Source organism: Bacillus sp. Marseille-P3661, from assembly GCF_900240995.1.
Lineage (GTDB): Bacteria > Bacillota > Bacilli > Bacillales > Bacillaceae_J > OESV01.
This window is the reverse complement of the sequence record NZ_LT965955.1, coordinates 289,859-308,684: the sequence shown is the minus strand read 5'-3', so window position 1 is coordinate 308,684 and position 18,826 is coordinate 289,859. Positions and strand designations below refer to the sequence as shown.

Genomic DNA, 18,826 nt, shown 5'->3' with positions numbered 1-18,826 from the left:
CTTATACGGCTCTTTCGCTTGGTTTCGGGTACGATTACGACTCTTTCGTTACCTTATCCGGCTCTTTCGCTCGGTTGCGGGCACGATTACGACTTTTTCGTTACCTTATCTGGCAATTTCGCTTGGTTTCGGGCACGATTAGGGCTTTTTCGTTACCTTATAAGGCACTTTCGCTTGGTTTCGGGCACGATTACGACTTTTTCGTTACCTTATCCGGCACTTCAACTTGTTTTCGGGCACGATCAAAAGGTCTCAGACCACATATCAAAAAAAGCAAGTTAATAAAAAGCTGTGTTTTATAAAAACCCAATCTAAAATCGCTTAATCTGCAATTAACATCCTTGAGATAACTAACCGTTGGATTTCCTGCGTTCCTTCGTAGATTTGAGTTATTTTGGCATCACGCATAAAGCGTTCAACAGGATATTCCTTCGTATAACCATAACCGCCAAACACTTGGACTGCCTCAGTTGTAACTTTCATCGCAGTATCGCCTGCCATAAGCTTAGCCATTGCTGATGCTTGCCCGTATGGGATACCTTCTGTTTCCTTCCAAGCAGCTTGGTAGGTTAACAATCTTGATGCCTCGATAGCAGTTGCCATATCTGCTAATTTAAAGCCAATTCCTTGTTGCAGTGCAATTGGCTTACCAAATTGCTTACGTTCCTTTGCATACGCAACAGCAGCATCAAGAGCGCCTTGAGCAATTCCTACCGCTTGGGCCGCAATACCGTTCCGACCGCCATCTAGCGTCATCATTGCAATTTTAAAGCCTTCCCCTTCTTTGCCTAAAAGATTTTCCTTCGGCACAATGCAGTCTTGGAAGATAATTTCAGTTGTAGGTGATGAACGAATACCCAGTTTCTTTTCCTTTTTACCAACTGAAAATCCTGGGAAGTCTTTTTCGATAATAAACGCACTAACACCTTTTTGTTTTTGCTCATGATCTGTTACAGCGAACACTACATACGTATCGGCAATGCCGCCGTTAGTAATAAAGATTTTGGAACCATTTAAAACATAGTGATCTCCATCTAATTTGGCAGTTGTTTTCATCGCACCTGCGTCAGATCCTGAATTCGGTTCTGTTAAACCATAAGCACCAATTTTTTTACCTTCTGCCATTGGTCGTAAATATTTTTGTTTCTGCTCTTCAGACCCAAATTTATAAATCGGCCAACCTGCTAATGATACGTGTGCTGATAGAGTAACACCTGTGGATGCACATACACGCGAAAGCTCCTCTACAGCAATTACATATGCTAAATAATCAAAACCACTGCCACCATATTCCTCTGGCCATGGAATTCCCGTCAATCCAAGCTCTGCCATTTTATCGAAAATCTCACGATCGAATCGTTCTTCCTCATCACGTTCAGCTGCTGTAGGAGCCACCATATCATTTGCAAAATCGCGAACCATTTTACGTAACATTTCATGCTCTTCAGACAATAAAAAATTCATATCAGTATCCCCCATTTCTTATGGTGCCTGTTTTCTTATGGTGCCTGTCACTTGTCAGAATTTGTCGAATCAGTTCTATCCAACCGCTAATACAATCACTTTATATACAAAATTATAACTTTTGAATTCGACAAATTTCGACAAGTGACAGGCACCTTTTCTTTTTTTCTTTTCTTTTTTTCTTTTCTTTTTTTCTTTTCTTTTCTTTCTTTTTCTTTTGACTTTTTCTTTTGTCTTTTTCTTTTGTCCTTTTTCTTGCTTTTATCTCATTTCTTTTTTTCTCTTTTCCACTTACAAGCTGCGGCTTATTACAATACGCTGGATTTCGCTTGTGCCTTCGTATATTTCACATATTTTTGCGTCGCGGAAGTAGCGTTCTACAGGATATTCTTTTGTGTAGCCGTAGCCCCCATATACTTGGACGGCCTCGGTTGATACCTCAACAGCAGTTTTTGATGCAAAAAGTTTGGCCATTGCGGCTTCTTTTCTACATGGAAGATTACTTTGTTTCAAGAATGCTGCACGGTAGACTAATAGTTTAGCTGCCTCGACTGCCGTAGCCATGTCAGCAAGCTTAAATCCCACACCTTGTTGCAAGGCAATCGGTTTTCCAAATTGCTTTCGATCCTTCGCATAGCTTACCGCGGCATCGAAAGCTGCATCGGCTATCCCTAACGCTTGAGCGGCAATGCCGATTCGGCCCATTTCAAGGTTACTTAGCGCAATTTTGAAACCCTCGCCTTCTTTACCAAGCAAATTTGCAACTGGCACTTTACAATCCTCAAATATTAGCTGCACGGTTTTGGATCCATGGAGCCCCATTTTATGTTCATTTTTCCCAATAATTAAACCTTCTGTATCTTTTTCTACGATAAAAGCTGAGATTCCCTTGCTGCCTTGTTCGGAGTCGGTAACCGCAAATACAATATACGTATCAGCCTCACCGCCGTTTGTAATGAAAATCTTTGAGCCATTTAAAAGATAGTAATCATTTTGTTTAACTGCTCGAGTTTTTATATTAGATGCATCCGAACCTGCACCAGGTTCTGTTAACGCAAAAGCCCCCAAATATTCCCCAGCAGCAAGCTTTGGTACGTACTTTTTCTTTTGTTCATCGTTACCAAAATATAGAATCGGATTTGTACCAACAGATGTATGGACAGATAAAATAACCCCGATGGTGGCGCTTACCTTTGAAAGCTCATGGATGGCAATGATATAGGATGTATAATCCATACCGGCACCACCGTATGTCTCCGGAATGGTGATTCCCATTAAACCTAACTGGGCCATCTTATTTAGAATATCTCTAGGAAACTCATCGTTTTCTTCCATTCTATTAACAAATGGGGCAACCTCAGCTTGAGCAAAATCCCGTACCATTTTTCGCATCATTTCCTGCTCCTCTGTAAAACGCAGCTCCATAGTAACTCCCCCTTGGGTACTCTTCTCTGATGTCTTATTCGTACGTATAAAAACCACGGCCTGACTTCTTACCTAACCAGCCTGCCTTCACATATTTTCTAAGTAGCGGACATGGACGATATTTATCATCACCAAAGCCTTCATGCAGCACTTCCATAATATATAAGCATGTATCCAATCCTATAAAATCAGCTAATGTTAGCGGCCCCATAGGATGATTCATGCCAAGTTTCATCACTTCATCAACCGCTTCAGGTGTTGCCACCCCTTCATAAACGGTATAAATCGCTTCGTTAATCATCGGCATTAACACCCGGTTGGACACAAAACCTGGAAAATCGTTAACTTCAACCGGTACCTTACTCAGCCTTTTCGTCATATTTTCAATAACTTGGTAAGTTTCATCACTCGTTGCTAAACCGCGAATTATCTCAACAAGCTTCATAACTGGTACCGGATTCATAAAATGCATGCCAATTACCTTTTCAGGACGGTTTGTAGCTGCTGCAATTTCTGTAATTGGTAGTGACGATGTATTGGATGCGAGTATCGTTGTTGGCTTTGTAATTTCATCAAGCTGCTTGAAAATTAATGCCTTAACTTCCATATTTTCAACAGCCGCTTCAATCACCAAATCCACTTCTGCAGCTGATTCAATGTCTGTAGAAATTTGCAATCTTCCTAATACAGCATCCTTTTCATCATCTGTCATGCGCTGTTTATCGACTTGACGTTGTAAATTTTTCGTTATGACCGAAATGCCCCGTTGTAAAAACTCACTCTTTAAGTCTTGTAAAATCACATCATAGCCTGCCATCGCACAAACCTGTGCAATACCTGAGCCCATTTGACCTGCCCCAATTACCATTACCTTTTTTACATCCATGCTATTAAAATCCCCCTCAGTTGATTTATTGTAGAACAATCTATAATAAAATTCGTGGCACTCATTCCTTGCTTTGTGCATATTTGCACCGGTTTTTAATGATGCTACTTTTCAATTTTCAATGGTTGCTACATTTTCGCGGACATAAAAGCCCTTATTTCAATAAAAACGGCTTATTTGGTTGTCTTTCCGGACATATAGTTCGTTATTTAGCTAAAATCATCCAAAATGGCACCCATTTCCTTAAAATAGAGGATCATATGTCCGCCAAATTTTTAAAAAAGCCCTTTCTGACTAAAATAACGCATCATATGTCCGCATATTTGATAAAAAGCAAAATATCCTTCAACTTAAACAATTAACTCTTAAGAATTATTTCCCGGAAAAAAATCTGTACTAAACATATTTGTAAAACTTAACTCTTAAGCTAAACTTCTATCATAATGGCATCACCTTGACCGCCGCCACTACAAATAGCCGCGATTCCAAAGCCACCACCACGCCGCTTTAGTTCATGTATTAATGTTAATATAATGCGCGTGCCGCTAGCTCCAATTGGATGCCCAAGTGCAACCGCACCACCGTTAACATTCACCTTTTCTGGATCCAGTCCGGCGATTATTCCACTGGCTAACGTAACAGCAGCAAACGCCTCGTTTATTTCAAACAAAGCTATCTCTTCAAGTGCTTTGCCAGTTTTCTTTAGCAATTCGTTAATAACAAGACCAGGTGTCTCCGGGAAACGATGTGCTTCAACAGCGATGGCTGTATGACCCACGATTTTAGCTAATACATCTTTTCCTTCTTTTTCAGCTCGTTTATCAGACATTAACACAAGTGCTCCAGCTCCATCATTTACACCTGGTGCATTACCCGCTGTTATCGTGCCATCCTTTCCAAACGCTGGCGGTAATTTTGCTAGTTTTTCAAGTGATGTATCGGCACGTGGCCCTTCATCTTGTGATACTACAATCGGATCTCCTTTTCTCTGCGGAATTGAGACTGGGACAATTTCAGCTGCAAACTTACCTTCAGTCATTGCCGCAAGCGCACGCTGATGACTGCGATATGCCCAACCATCTTGTTCTTCACGCGATAGTCCAAACTCCTCAGCGGTGCTATTACCATATGTGCCCATATGGACGTCTTTAAACGAGCATGTTAAACCATCATGGATCATTAAGTCAACTGCAGTTGAATTCCCCATTCTCATTCCGAAACGAGCATTTGGCAGAAAGTATGGCGCATTACTCATCGACTCCATTCCACCGGCTATAATTATTTCTTGATCACCAGTCCGAATAATTTGATCTGCTAGGGTCACACTGCGAAGTCCTGATGCACAAACCTTGTTGATTGTTTCCGTTTGAACTTCCCATGGAATACCGGCCTCAACTGCTGCTTGGCGTGAAGGAATTTGCCCTTGACCGCCTTGTAGTACTGTACCGAAAATAACTTCCCCTACCTCGGCCGGATCCACCTTTGCACGTTGCAGCGCGGCCTTTATTGCAATTCCTCCCAGTTTAACCGCAGATAAAGAACTCAAACCGCCCCCAAACTTCCCAAACGGTGTTCTTGCACCACCAACAATCACAGTCTTCGTCATACATTCTCCCCCTTAATGGATAGTCGTCGAGTCGAAAGATCTCTACCATGCCCACTTCGTTTCAGTTATTTCAATTTTAAGAACTTTATTATGCATTCGTTTCAATTTAGCGGTCATACAGTGCCTTATTTTCACTAAATAAGCCCATTTTGAAACTTTTCCGGACAATAAATCCTTTATATTATCAAAATCAGCGATTACAACCCTCTATTTACTGAAATAAGAGATCATTTGTCCGCTAAACTCTAAAATATAGCCTTTTTACCTAAGATAACGAACCATATGTCCGGTTACGGATACTACTGGTTACTGATTCGAAAACACCCTAGAACATCAAACAACATCCTACAACAGACAACCACCAACAACTTCCAAGATAGCTCATCCGATTGAACGCTCGCTCAACATAACAAGAAAAATTTTTACTAAGGTGATACAAGCTACTGCATCACCTTAGTTCCCAATACTATTGCACAATGCTCTCTTCTTTGCGATAGATTGCTTTTTCTAATAACTCCGCTACATCATAGGTATGAACTTTATCTTCAATTTCTTTCGCTTTCGTTCCATCACTTAACATAGTTAAGCAATACGGACAGCCGCTTGAAATAACGGTTGGATTAACATCCAGCGCTTGTTCAGTTCGGGTAACATTAATGCGATTTCCGACTGATTCTTCCATCCACATTAAGCCGCCCCCAGCACCACAGCACATGCCCGTTTCACGATTACGTTCCATTTCCACTAACTTCACACCCGGAATTGCTTTTAAAATTTCACGTGGTGGATCGTATACTTCGTTATATCGTCCTAAATAACAAGAATCATGGAACGTGATTGTTTCATTCACCTCATACTTAGGCTTTAAGCAGCCATCTTTTACAAGCTGCGCTAAAAGCTCTGTATGATGATAAACCTCAACATTCAACCCGAAATCACAATACTCATTTTTCAATGTATTATATGCATGCGGATCAATTGTGACGATCTTTGATGCACCAGTTTTTTCAATTTCAGCAATATTACCTGTTGCGAGCTCTTGGAATAAAAACTCATTGCCTAGACGGCGTGGTGTATCGCCTGAGTTCTTTTCCTTATTTCCTAAAATCGCAAACTTCACGCCTGCTTCGTTCATTAACTTTGCAAATGATAGCGCAATTTTTTGACTGCGATTATCGTAAGATCCCATTGAGCCAACCCAGAACAAGTATTCAAATTCCTCGCCAGCTTTGGTCATTTCTTTTACAGTTTTTATTTCAACATCATCGCGTAATGTCCGCCAGTTTTCACGTTCTTTACGGTTGATGCCCCATGGATTGCCTTGGCGCTCAATGTTTTGCATTGCACGTTGTGCCTCGCTGTCTACTTTTCCTTCTGTTAATACAAGGTAACGTCTTAAATCAATGATTTTCTCGACATGCTCGTTCATAACCGGACATTGATCTTCACAGTTACGACAGGTTGTACAAGCCCAAATCTCTTCCTCAGTAATTACGTCCCCTATTAAACTAGTATTATAATCAACCGCTGCTGCAGATTCTTCTGCACCTTTACCTGCTGACTTTAACGCTAATTGGTTACCGACCGTTCCCGAAAACGCAAATGTAGGAACCCATGGTTGCCTCGACGTAATGGCGGCTCCTTTTTCAGTTAAATGATCACGCATTTTTACAATCAAATCCATCGGAGATAGCATTTTACCTGTAGCTGTTGCCGGGCAAACATTTGTACAGCGTCCACACTCCACACAGGCGTAAAAATCAATCATTTGGTGCTGCGTAAACTCTTCAATTTTACCAACGCCAAACGATTCTTGCGTTTCATCTTCAAAATTAATCGGTCTTAATTTACCGGGATTGTCGATACGATTAAAGAATACATTGATCGGTCCTGCAATTAGGTGGGCATGTTTCGACTGCGGAACATACACTAGGAATGTTAATAACACGATTAAATGAATCCACCATGCTACGTAAAATATGACAGCTGCAGCCGTTGTTCCCAGACCTCCAAAAATAGTCGCAATTAAACCTGCAACAGGTTCACTTAATGCCGGCTCATGTCCATGCCATACAAGATCCAAACCATTTCCAAGTAATACTGAAAGCATTAATGTACCGATAAAAATGAGCACAAGTCCTGCTTTGAAACCCCGCTTTAAGCGGACTAGTTTTTCTATGTAGCGGCGGTAAAATGCCAGTATGACGGCTAATAAAATCATTAGCGTTACGATTTCTTGAAAAAATGTAAAAGCAGGATATAAAGGTCCTAGCGGCAAGTGTGAACCAGGCGCTAACCCTTTCCAAATAAAATCAATCGCTCCAAATTGAACAAGGATGAATCCATAAAACATCATTACATGAATGATCCCGCTCTTTTTATCTTTGAGTAATTTCTTTTGTCCAAATACCATTACCCAAATTTTCTCGAGACGCTCTTTATACTTACGATCGAACTCTACCTTTTTACCAAGCTTAATATACTCATATCTTGTTTTAATGAGATAAGAAAATAAATAAAGACCGTAAGCGGTTACAGCTAAGAATGCAATCCAATTCACTATTAACATTTGTAGTCCCCTTTCTTATGTTTTTAATCATATATCATAACTATAAACCACGTGTTGCAAACTTGCCAATATTCTGAAATTTATTATACCACGAAATTCTTGAATGATCATTCAGTCGACAATGTTTTTGAAAAAATTTTTTCTTAGTACAAGCAATAGTTGGCCATACTACTATTAATAGCATTAAATTTACCCACTATGACTCGCTATTTATCATTCGTTGGAGCGCAACCCTAAGCTAAACCAATCTATGCTCTCACGTCACTATTCCTACAAGGAGTTTGATCTATGAAGGTAATTTTCCTTTCGTTTGCATTACTCATAGCTTGGTTAGTTATTGACTATAACCTTGGGAGATGGCATCACCTGAAAAATGTCTCTAGACGCCACTATCCAACTAGGCGTGGTAAATGGCTCCTCTTTAATGATGGCCAGGAATTATTTACAAATATATTTCAAGACATTGTTGATGCTAAGCATCATATTCATATCCTCTTTTATATTGTAAAAAATGATAATGTTAGTCGTGAGTTTCTTACTTTATTACGGAAAAAAGCACAAGAGGGTGTGACTGTACGATTATTAGTTGATCGCATCGGAAGTCACATTCCTAAAAAGACCATAAAGAAACTCCGAGAAAGTGGTGTTCAATTTGCATATAGCAACAGAATTAAATTACCCTTTATTTTTTATTCGTTAAATTATCGTAACCATCGTAAAATTACAATCGTCGATGGCACCATCGGCTATCTTGGCGGCTTTAATATCGGTAAAGAATATTTAGGTCAAGACCCTGAGCTCGGTTATTGGCGTGATTTCCATTTGAAGATCTTTGGTGATGGTGTTCAGGACTTACAATCTGAATTTTTGTTAGATTGGCATAAAGCTACAGGAAATCATGATGTAATTAGTTTTGAACACACCGGCTATTATCCTAAGCTGCTTAAAGGGCAAACACCGATGCAGTTTGTTCCAACAGATGGAGCTTTTATGAAGGAATTTGTCATCAATTTCATTAAAAAAGCTCAATCGGAAATTATGATTGGTACACCCTACTTCATTCCTGGCAATGAGGTCGTTAATGAAATTCTTGCTGCAAGAAAACGAGGTGTGAAGGTCACCATTCTTGTGCCTTTAAAAGCCGATCATGCTTTTGTTAAGGAAGCATCGTACCCTTATTTTAAAAATTTGCTAAAAGCAGAATGTGAAATTTATCGATATATTCGCGGATTTTACCATGGAAAGATTCTGCTTGTAGATGGAACCTTTTGCGACATTGGAACGGCAAATTTTGATAAAAGAAGCTTTTTTATTAATAAGGAAATCAACTGCTTAATTACCGACCCCATTTTCATCGAAAAAATTCGAAACGAGTATATGCGCGATATTCAATTTAATGCTGAGAGATTAACCATGAAAATATATAATAACCGTCCATATTTACAACGGGGCAAAGAACTGCTGTCAACTATGGTTTCAGATTTACTGTAAGTTTTATGACAGTCGCTACTCATTATTTATGATAAGACTATAAGAAATTTGGTGGGACTATGATAATAAGATTTGGGTATGTATCCCAAGCATTGGCACTATGGGAATGTTCTCCTTCCAAAGCTTTAACCTTTAAAAGCTGGAAGCAGCTAAAGAAAGAAAATCGAGAGGAAAAGCTGAAGGAAGTTTGTTTTTTAAACATCATGCATACGAAAAGAATTATTCATTATAATATCGCCCATGACATTCCGCTTTATCGGTTTTCTTCTTCGATGATACCTTTAGCCACACACCCTGAAGTCCGGTTTGACTTTCAAAAATACTTTCAATCAGAATTGATAGAACTTGGTGCACTTGTAAAAACACATCGCATTCGTACAAGTTTTCATCCTAATCAATTTACACTATTTACAAGTGAGGAAGAACGGATTTCAAAAAATGCGGTTGTTGATATGGAGTATCACTATAACCTCCTGCAAGCTATGGGGCTTGAACAGGAGGCCTTAATTAATATTCATGTGGGCGGTGCTTATGGTGATAAAAAAAGTGCCGTGAAACGATTTCACGAAAATTTAAAAATGCTACCAGAACCTATAAAAAAACGAATGACCCTTGAAAATGATGACAAAACGTATAATGCAGAGGAAGTATTGGCGATTTGTCAAAAAGAGAACATTCCGTTGATTTTTGACTATCACCATCATCTTGCCAATCAATGCGACAATGAGCTGGAAAGTATGTTGCCGGCAATTTTTGATACATGGGGAGTAATGCGATTACGTCCAAAAGTGCACCTTTCTTCTCCCAAGTCTGATAAAGACTTTCGCCATCATGCAGATCACGTCGATGTTGATTTTATCTTACCGTTTATTGAAATGACCAAAAAACTAAAGTTGGATTTTGATGTGATGGTTGAGGCGAAAAAAAAGGATCAAGCCTTGTTAAAGCTGATTGAGGATCTTTGTAGTATTCGTGGAATTAAGCGTATCGGTGGTGCAGTAATTGAAATTAAATAAGTATTAAATAACAGGTGGAAGTATATCCTCTTATGCAATAATTATATTTTCTACGGACATATGATGCCTTTGATAGCTTTTACGGACACTGGGTTTGTTATTTAAGCAAAAATAAATAGAATTACATGCATTTCTATGAAATAGCGTATCGTATGTCCGGTAAACTTTTATAGATAGCACTTTAAACTAAAATAACGGACAATTTGCCCGCATAAAATGTGCAACAATCACTCTAATTTTCTCAAGGTAGAATACTTAGCATTATCGCTCAATTATCCAAACAACGTTTGAAAAATTTTAAATCCAAGGTAAACCCCTACAATACCTGTTACACCTGCCAAAGCTGGTGGCGCCGGGATTGGCAACTTTATTAAAGCAAAAAGAAAACCTACAGCAGCACCTGTCCCTAAAGAAAGTAAAACTTCTTTCATTATATACAACTCCTTAAGTGACTTAATCCTATTTTGATAAAATATAAATGACAACTGACTTTCAATTTAAGTTAGTTTTCCTTGAATCATCGAGTTTTAACCGCTCAGACAAACCAAGCAACATTTACTAAATCTAAAACATGCAAAATTGTAAATTGGTTTGCGAAAACCAGTGATTAATGATCGAAATTTGCAATTATATTTTACAGAATATTTAAAAAACAACATACTCTTACCTCCCTTTTTCTGGTAAAATAACTATAAGTAGTCCAAATTTACCAGGACTTAAAATGAATAATAGGAGGTGTTGTATGAATACTAATAACGCAAAGCCAATCTACTACGACGGTAGCGGATCTCAACACATTAAGGCTTTAGCTGAAAATGCTAATAAACAATTTTTAAGTAAACCAACAACCAATGGATCGCTAGTCGTTTATCCTTATTTCCCCTACTTTAATCAAAATAAACAACACTAATTGTCCACACAATAACAATCGATAATTCTCAGAAACAAAAAAACAGGGGTTTGTTAACTGCCCCTGTTTTTTGTTTACTATTTTAAAATTCTGTTGCCACAGTTGCAGCTTGATCTAAACCTTTTGCAATAATACTTTCTGCCTCTTCTGGGAACTGGTTATGGCCTTCGATGATTACCTTCGTAATATCTTGTACACCCCAGAATCCTAACATCGTGCTAACAAATTTATCTGCCATTTCAACTGCTGCTGCAGGTCCTTCAGAATAAACGCCACCACGAGCAGTTAAAAGTGCAACCTTTTTGTCAGAAATTAAGCCTTCTGGACCTTCTGCAGTATAACGGAATGTTTTGCCTGCTTGTGCTAAATAGTCTAAATACGTGTGCAGTACTGCAGGTACAGTGAAGTTCCATAATGGGAATGCAATTACAATTTTATCTGCAGCAAGAAATTGATCTAAATATTTATTAACTAAGTTAGCTGCTTCTTGTTCAGATGCTGTTAATTCCATACCTTTTGAAAGTTTGAACATTGCAGTCATTTTTTCGTTATCATAATAAGGTAAGTTTTCTGCAAATAAATCAAGTTCAGTAATTACATCATCTGGATTTGCTTTTTTGTAGCTATCAAGGAATGTGTGATAAAGCTTTACACTAACTCCTTGTTCAATTGGTCGGTTATTTGCTTTAATAAATAGTACATTTGTCATTTGTAAAAAACCTCCTAATTAGTAAGGTTGTCATAGCAACCTTTTTGCATGATTATGTTGTTATAGCAACTAAATGGCCAAAATGTCCTAGGTAGATTATAGTGAGGAACGGACATTTTTAGTAATTTTTGATAATAATCTTTCCAGCTCTACTAGTTCTTCGCTTGATAAACCATTGCACACTATATCGTTAAACTCTTCGATAATTGGAATGATTTCTTTACCAAGCTCTTTACCGCTATTCGTAAGATATAACTTTACTGAACGACGGTCGTTGGGACAATTCATTCTTTTCACAAAACCCTTTTGCTCTAGACTAGCAGCCATTCTAGCAATATTGGTTTTATCCTTGTCAAGCTTTTCAACCAACTGATTTTGCGATAAGCCATCTTGTTCCCATAGTAACATCATAATGAGATTTTGCTCAGGCGCAATATTAAATGGCTCTAACTTATTCTTAACAAGGCTAGTCAGAAACAAGTCGGTTTTATGGATTTTAATACTTATAATATCATGAAAAGTAAGTTTCAAACGAAACCCCTCACTTTTAGTTGCTATACATACTAAATTCACTATGGCTTTAGTATAACCACGATGAAGATAAATGTCAATAAAACAATTCGAGATGATATATTACGAATTCATTGTTTTGTATAAATACTTCTTTATAACAATTAGATCCCATTGAACGCATAACTGCCAACTACTCATTCCACCCAAAACGCATGCTAGAGCGAAAAGATAGAAGTTGGTTATAGCATTCACTTCCATTTATAGTTTTTTCAAGGTGTGAAGCGCATAAACGATAAATACCCCCGCTCCGAGTGAGCGAGGGAAACCAATCATATAATGCTATTATATTACATTTTTTCCGGTGCGGATACACCAACTAAATCTAATGCATTTTTTAATGTAATTTGCACAGCTTTAACTAGTGCAAGACGTGCTTTAGATTTTTCAAGTTCATCTAGATTCAATACCTTTTCGGCATTATAAAAGCTGTGAAGGGCAGCTGCTAGTTCATAAATATAATTTGTAATGCGGTGCGGCAAGCGCTTTTCAGCTGCTTCAGCAACAGCTTCAGGGAATTCGCCTAATTTTTTCAGTAAATCAAATTCTTTTTCAGATTGAATATGTGAAAGCTCTAAGTCACCTTCAAAGGTTAAATTGTTTTCTTCACCTTGACGCAGCATGCTGCAAATACGTGCATGCGCATATTGTGCATAGTAAACAGGATTTTCATTAGACTTTGATACCGCTAAATCCATATCAAAATCTAGATGGCTATCGGCACTGCGCATCGCGAAGAAATAGCGCATTGCATCAATTCCTACTTCTTCCATTAACTCGCGCAATGTAACAGCTTTACCTGTACGCTTGCTCATTTTAACTTTTTCCCCGTTTTGGAAAAGGTTCACCATTTGGATGATTTCTACTTCTAATGTATCGGCGTTATAACCAAGCGCTTGAATAGCCGCTTTCATTCTTGGGATATAGCCGTGGTGGTCTGCGCCCCAAATATTAATTAACTTTTCAAAACCGCGATTTAATTTGTCTTGATGATACGCGATATCCGGTGTTAAGTATGTGTATGATCCATCGTTTTTAATTAATACGCGGTCCTTGTCATCACCATATGTTGTTGAGCGGAACCAAGTCGCGCCGTCTTCTTCAAACAATTCGCCTTTTTCGCGCAGTGTACTTAATGCGACGTCGATTTTACCGTTTTCGTATAGCGATGTCTCAGAATACCAGTTATCAAACTGTACGCGGAAATTTTCAAGATCGTTGCGCAGCTTCGCTAGCTCAAATTTCAGGCCATACTCACGGAAATAGTTGTAGCGTTCTTTTTCGTCTTTTTCTAAAAGCGCAGCGCCTTGCTCTTCAGCGAGGCTTTTACCAATTCCAACGATATCTGCACCATGGTAACCATCTTCAGGCATTGCTGCATCTTGACCAAGCGCTTGCTTATAACGTGCCTCAACTGAAAGAGCAAGATTGTGAATTTGGTTACCTGCATCGTTAATGTAGTATTCACGAGCAACTTCATAGCCTGCTTTATCAAGAATGTTGCACAGTGAGTCGCCGACAGCTGCACCACGGGCATGTCCTAAATGAAGGTCACCTGTTGGGTTGGCTGATACGAACTCAACCTGAACCTTTTGACCGTTCCCCACATTGGTTTCACCATATGCTTGTCCTGCTTTTAGGATAGTTGGAATTAACTCTGTTAAGTAATTATTATTCATGTAAAAGTTGATAAAGCCAGGACCCGCGATTTCAATTTTTTCAATCGATGCTTTTGACTTATCAAAATGATTAACTAGCTCTTCAGCGATCATACGCGGTGCTTTTTTGGCAACACGTGCAAGCTGCATCGCCATGTTAGTTGCGTAATCACCATGCGCTTTTTCTTTAGGAAGTTCGAGCACAACCTCTGGAATGTCTGCCTCGTTTGCCAAGCCAGCTTTTACAACTGCAGCTTTAATTTCTTCTTTTAACCGATCTTTTACCTGTTCGACAATATTCATTTTATAATCCTCCTTCACCTTAGTTCATTTGTTTTATTAAAAATGTTAAGCGGTGACGTCCAACTGATTCACCTTGCATTTCTAGTTGATAAGTCAAATTAAGCTTTGCTTTCTTTGAGTTAGTGCGATATGTATAATCGATATGTTCCGTTTTTGTGACCATCTCTAATGTACCATATGGGCTTTGGTATGTGCCTGAAGTTGTTGCACCTTTTCGAAAAGTTTGCCGCATTGACACTCCACCTGAACGAACAATCGTGACTTCATTTTCTTTTATTTTGACTATCGTTGAAACGCTACCTACATTCTCCATCATTTCCTTATAGGCAAGAAAAGTTGCATTATCTTTTTCATAAAGAGTGCCTTCCGTTTCAAGGTTAACCTGCTCTTTACGACCACGATCACGAATTTCTGTCACAAGCTTTAATTGTATGGATTTTTTATGTACGTCTTTCTCTTCCATTCATGACACGTCCTCATAGTCTCTTTAACTTTACTATTATATAGATTGTACAGCGTGATAGCAAGTAGCGTTTTTCTTTCGACAGGTGCCTGTCACTTGTCGAATCCAACAGCTCGAAGCAAGAAAACGAGTAGGCCATTTATGCCTACTCGTTTTCTACTATCTATTAACCATTCGACAAGTGACAGGCACTTCCCGAAAAACAGGAACTTCCCTTCCCGAATTTGGCCCTTTAATTCAACTGCTCTACAATGAATTCTGGTGCTTCTACGAGCCCTTGGACCATTGGGCTGCCTGAGCCCTTAGGATATACTGCCACAATATATTCCCTATCAGGTGCCCATGTAGTTTGTAACAAGCATTGCGCGATTTCCTCAGGGTTTTCAATCTTTAGTGCATCTTCATTATTTTCGATATATTGAATAACCTCTTCCGACGACCAATGAGGTGCATTTTGCCACTTATCACTTTTTGCTACCACAACATATTCTATATCTGACGGAACAACTCTTGTTTTATCTAGTAAATTTTCTCCCTCTAACCAATTATCAAATTGATTATATGACTTTTTCCACGTGATATGCACACGCTGGTCATTTTCTAATAATAACTCAATGTCGCCCCATGGTTCCCTATGGTCAAACATTTCCTCATATGGTTCATGCTCCATATCATACTTCAACGCTTTTACCATTTCCGCAATTTGCTCTGCGTCTGTAGTTTCATAGCTTTTTGGTATGAAGTTATGAGAAGAAACGCGTATTTTATCTATTGTTACTTCTTCTTTTAATCTTAATAATTCATTATGCGAATAGCGATATTCATCTGATTCATAAATGACCTTATATAAGCTAGTATAAGAATCTTCCGGCACTTGGTATTGGCGTACCAATTTACTGCCATCTTTTAATTCATAGGCAATGGCAATATTTTTATAATATCTCCCAAGATTGTTATTATGAATCTCATTTTTATCATCTATCAGTTTTTTATGAAGAATCACGATAGAACCGATATTTTCTTTATCACTAAAATAGTAACGATCTTTTTCACTTATAGCATTCATTTTGACCGCTTCCGAATCGCTCATGTTTTCTTCAGCTTGTAAATAATGAACGTTATCGCCGAAATACGCACGTTCAATGTCATTTACCGCTGGAACTTGTTTTTCATAGCCTGTAATATCTAAGTTTAATAAAAACCCAGTTGCAATAACCACAATCCCATATGCAACGTACCATTTCAGACTTTTAAATACCCGCCATGATTTTTGCAAAATAATCTCGGCGACAATATAACCAATAATCGATCCGATAAAATAGCCGAATAAAACCCACCCAAAATCATCGCCTTGGGTTGCACCAAAATACATGCCACTTAATAGCATTGCACAAAAAGTCACGCCGTATTTAAAAATTGGCTTTAGAAATCGAAACGCGATCGCTTGCGTTGCTCCTTCAATATGACGTTTATTGTAGGCGAACATACCTAGCAAATAAAAGACAATTAACAAAACTATATAAATAGTAATCTCTTTAGCTGTAATTCCCCATCTTGTGATTTCAACCATTCGAACAATGGGGGTCAAATATTCAATATTTCGATCAAAGTGGTAATCATAAGCAAAGCCAAAAATGAAATATTTTAGATTATAATAAAAAAGTATTAATATCCCTGCTGGAAAGATTAAAGAAATATACGTTAATGCCCCTTGAACGGCTGATATTCCTGTTATTGTTCCGATTAATAATGTCAGTATGAACACTAACAAGTCCATTAAAATTGTGATTCCAAACCATGTTGCTATATCAGCGAATGTAAAATATTCATCCAGTTTTAGTACACCGTGAGTCACAGCAGTTACCGCTGCCGTAATCAGTACTGGCAGTATGAGTAATAGACTGCCGAAGATGACATGATTATTAAATAATGCTGAGCGTTTGATCGGTAAACTGTGAATAAAATCTGCTGATGCTTTGACATGTAAATATCTTAAAATTGTGATTCCTAATAATACAGGAATAGTAAATATCAAGAATATTTGAAAGCCATCTAAAAGTGCAAACAGACTACCCGTTTCAGTAAATTGAAATGAGTATCGTTCGTTTCCATGCATCATCACTAATTGTAGCGGAACAGAAAACAATAATATCATGAGATATACGATACCAATCCAGCCTACACTTCGAAGGTCTTGCGTAATCACTCCCCGATTAAACCATGATACTTTCGATTGCATAACCGACATCCCCCATTTCGTATATAAAAATTTCTTCTAAAGTTAATGGTAGTAAGTCAAAAAGAACTGGATGGGATGCACTTACCTTAGCTGTAACTTCTTCCTCTTTTCCTCTTACGATACAAAGGAGAACGCTGCCACGTTGTTCTTCATATAAGATATCAAGACCATTGCGAAAATCTTCTGGAATTTGTCCTGATTTAAAAGCAACTTGGATTTTATGAACATCTGATTTTAAATCATCTAAATCTTTTTCAATAATAATTTGACCTTGATGTAAAATGCCAATATGATCACATATATCCTCGACCTCACGCAAGTTATGCGAGGAAATTAACACCGTCATTTCCCGTTCCGCTACATCTTGGAATAACAGGTTTTTTACTTTTTGACGCATAACCGCATCTAATCCATCAATTGGTTCATCTAAAAGCAGTACATCCGGCATTGTCGACAGCGTTAACCTAAAAGCTACTTGGCGCTGCATCCCTTTTGATAGACGGTGAATTTTTTTGTTTTGATCAATCGGAAAAACTTCCCCCAATTTTTGGAACCTCTCTTCATTCCATGATGGAAAAAGACTTCGATAATAATCGGCCATTTGTTTAATCGTATATTGTGAAAAAAAGTAAAGTGAATCTGGCAAGAAGATGATTTTCTGTTTTAAACTCACATTCTCAAAAACTTGTTTATCAGCGATGGATATTTGACCGCTGTCTTGTTTGTAAATACCAGCTAGTATTTTTAAAAGTGTTGTTTTTCCCGCTCCATTTGATCCTAATAAACCGTAGATGGATCCTTTTTCAATCTGCAGACTGACATCTTTAACAGCCTCTAGACCATCAAACGATTTACTGATGTTTGTCACTTTAATCATGTCGTTCGCCTCCTTTTACGGACTGCTCGGCTTCTTCAATCAGAGAAACAATTTCTTCTTTACCAACTCCTAGAAACATCGCCTCAGAAATTAGTTTTATTAACTCTTGTTTCATTTTCTTCACCTTTTCCCCCTTATTGATCTCGGATGATGGTGTCACAAAGCTGCCTTTCCCTGGAACTGAATAAATATAACCTTGCTGTTCTAATTCCCGATACGCTTTTTGTATTGTATTCGGATTAATCGTTAAATCTTTGGCCAGCTGACGGACGGACGGTAATTGTTCATCTGCTTTCAATACTTCGCTAATAATCAGATCCTTAAAGTTTTCGACTAGCTGCTCATAAATCGGAATGCGACTGCGAACATCCAATTGGAACATACGGACCCTCCTTTCAACCTTCTCCTGCAATATTACTAATAACTGTATCTCGTGTATTACGTGTTCTATCTGTATTATATTACGTAATACAGTTCAAGTAAAGTACAAATTTTCCAAATTTTTATATTGTATTCCGACCAAGACCTAGACCAAGACCAATACCGAGACCTAGACCGAGACCGAGACCTAGACCGACAGGTGCCTGTCACTTGTCGAATCCGATAAGTAACTATGCAAGCAATAATACTCTAAGGCAAT

16 protein-coding genes are annotated in these 18,826 nt (G+C 38.3%); 3 read left to right on the top strand and 13 right to left on the bottom strand.

The genetic code is table 11. The annotated features are described in order from the left end of the window. Positions 1-321: 321 nt before the first annotated feature. The 5 genes from C1724_RS18385 to C1724_RS18365 form a co-directional block, all read right to left on the bottom strand. Positions 322-1,464: an acyl-CoA dehydrogenase gene (locus C1724_RS18385; protein ID WP_102348211.1), complete on the bottom strand. Its 1,143-nt coding sequence runs from the start codon at positions 1,462-1,464 to the stop codon at positions 322-324. Positions 1,465-1,755: 291 nt separating this feature from the next. Continuing rightward, positions 1,756-2,889, bottom strand: a complete 1,134-nt coding sequence (locus C1724_RS18380) for an acyl-CoA dehydrogenase (protein ID WP_102348210.1) — start codon at positions 2,887-2,889, stop codon at positions 1,756-1,758. A 34-nt stretch (positions 2,890-2,923) separates the two neighbouring features. Then, positions 2,924-3,775 (bottom strand): 3-hydroxybutyryl-CoA dehydrogenase, encoded by an 852-nt coding sequence (locus tag C1724_RS18375; protein WP_102348209.1) that lies wholly within the window; start codon positions 3,773-3,775, stop codon positions 2,924-2,926. A 427-nt stretch (positions 3,776-4,202) separates the two neighbouring features. Continuing rightward, positions 4,203-5,381 carry an acetyl-CoA C-acetyltransferase gene (locus C1724_RS18370; RefSeq protein ID WP_102348208.1) on the bottom strand — a complete coding sequence of 393 codons (1,179 nt, stop codon included), beginning with the start codon at positions 5,379-5,381 and terminating at the stop codon, positions 4,203-4,205. Between the two features lie 466 nt (positions 5,382-5,847). Next, positions 5,848-7,950 (bottom strand): heterodisulfide reductase-related iron-sulfur binding cluster, encoded by a 2,103-nt coding sequence (locus tag C1724_RS18365; protein ID WP_102348207.1) that lies wholly within the window; start codon positions 7,948-7,950, stop codon positions 5,848-5,850. A gap of 288 nt (positions 7,951-8,238) precedes the next feature. Here C1724_RS18365 and cls point away from each other — a divergent pair, with 288 nt between their 5' ends. After that, a complete protein-coding gene (gene cls / locus C1724_RS18360; RefSeq protein ID WP_102348206.1) occupies positions 8,239-9,441 on the top strand; it encodes a cardiolipin synthase in 1,203 nt (400 codons plus the stop codon). 59 nt (positions 9,442-9,500) lie between these two features. After that, complete coding sequence (gene uvsE, locus C1724_RS18355) at positions 9,501-10,457, top strand: UV DNA damage repair endonuclease UvsE (protein ID WP_102348205.1); 957 nt, start codon at positions 9,501-9,503, stop codon at positions 10,455-10,457. A 272-nt stretch (positions 10,458-10,729) separates the two neighbouring features. On the opposite strand, the gene C1724_RS18350 is transcribed toward uvsE, so the two are convergent. Beyond that, positions 10,730-10,888: a XapX domain-containing protein gene (locus C1724_RS18350; protein WP_102348204.1), complete on the bottom strand. Its 159-nt coding sequence runs from the start codon at positions 10,886-10,888 to the stop codon at positions 10,730-10,732. Between the two features lie 311 nt (positions 10,889-11,199). Here C1724_RS18350 and C1724_RS25740 point away from each other — a divergent pair, with 311 nt between their 5' ends. Further along, positions 11,200-11,367: a hypothetical protein gene (locus C1724_RS25740; protein WP_180994330.1), complete on the top strand. Its 168-nt coding sequence runs from the start codon at positions 11,200-11,202 to the stop codon at positions 11,365-11,367. 82 nt (positions 11,368-11,449) lie between these two features. On the opposite strand, the gene C1724_RS18345 is transcribed toward C1724_RS25740, so the two are convergent. The 7 genes from C1724_RS18345 to C1724_RS18315 form a co-directional block, all read right to left on the bottom strand. Next, complete coding sequence (locus C1724_RS18345; RefSeq protein WP_102348203.1) at positions 11,450-12,076, bottom strand: FMN-dependent NADH-azoreductase; 627 nt, start codon at positions 12,074-12,076, stop codon at positions 11,450-11,452. A gap of 96 nt (positions 12,077-12,172) precedes the next feature. Continuing rightward, complete coding sequence (locus tag C1724_RS18340; RefSeq protein WP_102348202.1) at positions 12,173-12,607, bottom strand: MarR family transcriptional regulator; 435 nt, start codon at positions 12,605-12,607, stop codon at positions 12,173-12,175. Between the two features lie 329 nt (positions 12,608-12,936). Beyond that, complete coding sequence (gene argS, locus C1724_RS18335) at positions 12,937-14,607, bottom strand: arginine--tRNA ligase (protein ID WP_102348201.1); 1,671 nt, start codon at positions 14,605-14,607, stop codon at positions 12,937-12,939. 19 nt (positions 14,608-14,626) lie between these two features. Next, positions 14,627-15,070 carry a DUF1934 domain-containing protein gene (locus C1724_RS18330; RefSeq protein ID WP_102348200.1) on the bottom strand — a complete coding sequence of 148 codons (444 nt, stop codon included), beginning with the start codon at positions 15,068-15,070 and terminating at the stop codon, positions 14,627-14,629. Positions 15,071-15,302: 232 nt separating this feature from the next. Next, positions 15,303-17,309: an ABC transporter permease gene (locus C1724_RS18325; RefSeq protein WP_102348199.1), complete on the bottom strand. Its 2,007-nt coding sequence runs from the start codon at positions 17,307-17,309 to the stop codon at positions 15,303-15,305. Further along, positions 17,284-18,186 carry an ABC transporter ATP-binding protein gene (locus tag C1724_RS18320; RefSeq protein WP_102348198.1) on the bottom strand — a complete coding sequence of 301 codons (903 nt, stop codon included), beginning with the start codon at positions 18,184-18,186 and terminating at the stop codon, positions 17,284-17,286. Before C1724_RS18320 ends, C1724_RS18325 begins: the two co-directional genes overlap by 26 nt. After that, on the bottom strand, positions 18,179-18,568 hold the full coding sequence (locus C1724_RS18315; RefSeq protein WP_102348197.1) for a GntR family transcriptional regulator: 390 nt from the start codon (positions 18,566-18,568) through the stop codon (positions 18,179-18,181). The genes C1724_RS18320 and C1724_RS18315 overlap by 8 nt, the downstream gene beginning before the upstream one ends. Positions 18,569-18,826 lie beyond the last annotated feature (258 nt).

Coding starts and splice junctions, on each gene's coding strand:
- C1724_RS18385 (WP_102348211.1), bottom strand. CDS start 1,464: ATGAATTTTTTATTGTCTGAAGAGCATGAAATGTTACGTAAAATGGTT.
- C1724_RS18380 (WP_102348210.1), bottom strand. CDS start 2,889: ATGGAGCTGCGTTTTACAGAGGAGCAGGAAATGATGCGAAAAATGGTA.
- C1724_RS18375 (WP_102348209.1), bottom strand. CDS start 3,775: ATGGATGTAAAAAAGGTAATGGTAATTGGGGCAGGTCAAATGGGCTCA.
- C1724_RS18370 (WP_102348208.1), bottom strand. CDS start 5,381: ATGACGAAGACTGTGATTGTTGGTGGTGCAAGAACACCGTTTGGGAAG.
- C1724_RS18365 (WP_102348207.1), bottom strand. CDS start 7,950: ATGTTAATAGTGAATTGGATTGCATTCTTAGCTGTAACCGCTTACGGT.
- cls (WP_102348206.1), top strand. CDS start 8,239: ATGAAGGTAATTTTCCTTTCGTTTGCATTACTCATAGCTTGGTTAGTT.
- uvsE (WP_102348205.1), top strand. CDS start 9,501: ATGATAATAAGATTTGGGTATGTATCCCAAGCATTGGCACTATGGGAA.
- C1724_RS18350 (WP_102348204.1), bottom strand. CDS start 10,888: ATGAAAGAAGTTTTACTTTCTTTAGGGACAGGTGCTGCTGTAGGTTTT.
- C1724_RS25740 (WP_180994330.1), top strand. CDS start 11,200: ATGAATACTAATAACGCAAAGCCAATCTACTACGACGGTAGCGGATCT.
- C1724_RS18345 (WP_102348203.1), bottom strand. CDS start 12,076: ATGACAAATGTACTATTTATTAAAGCAAATAACCGACCAATTGAACAA.
- argS (WP_102348201.1), bottom strand. CDS start 14,607: ATGAATATTGTCGAACAGGTAAAAGATCGGTTAAAAGAAGAAATTAAA.
- C1724_RS18330 (WP_102348200.1), bottom strand. CDS start 15,070: ATGGAAGAGAAAGACGTACATAAAAAATCCATACAATTAAAGCTTGTG.
- C1724_RS18325 (WP_102348199.1), bottom strand. CDS start 17,309: ATGCAATCGAAAGTATCATGGTTTAATCGGGGAGTGATTACGCAAGAC.
- C1724_RS18320 (WP_102348198.1), bottom strand. CDS start 18,186: ATGATTAAAGTGACAAACATCAGTAAATCGTTTGATGGTCTAGAGGCT.
- C1724_RS18315 (WP_102348197.1), bottom strand. CDS start 18,568: ATGTTCCAATTGGATGTTCGCAGTCGCATTCCGATTTATGAGCAGCTA.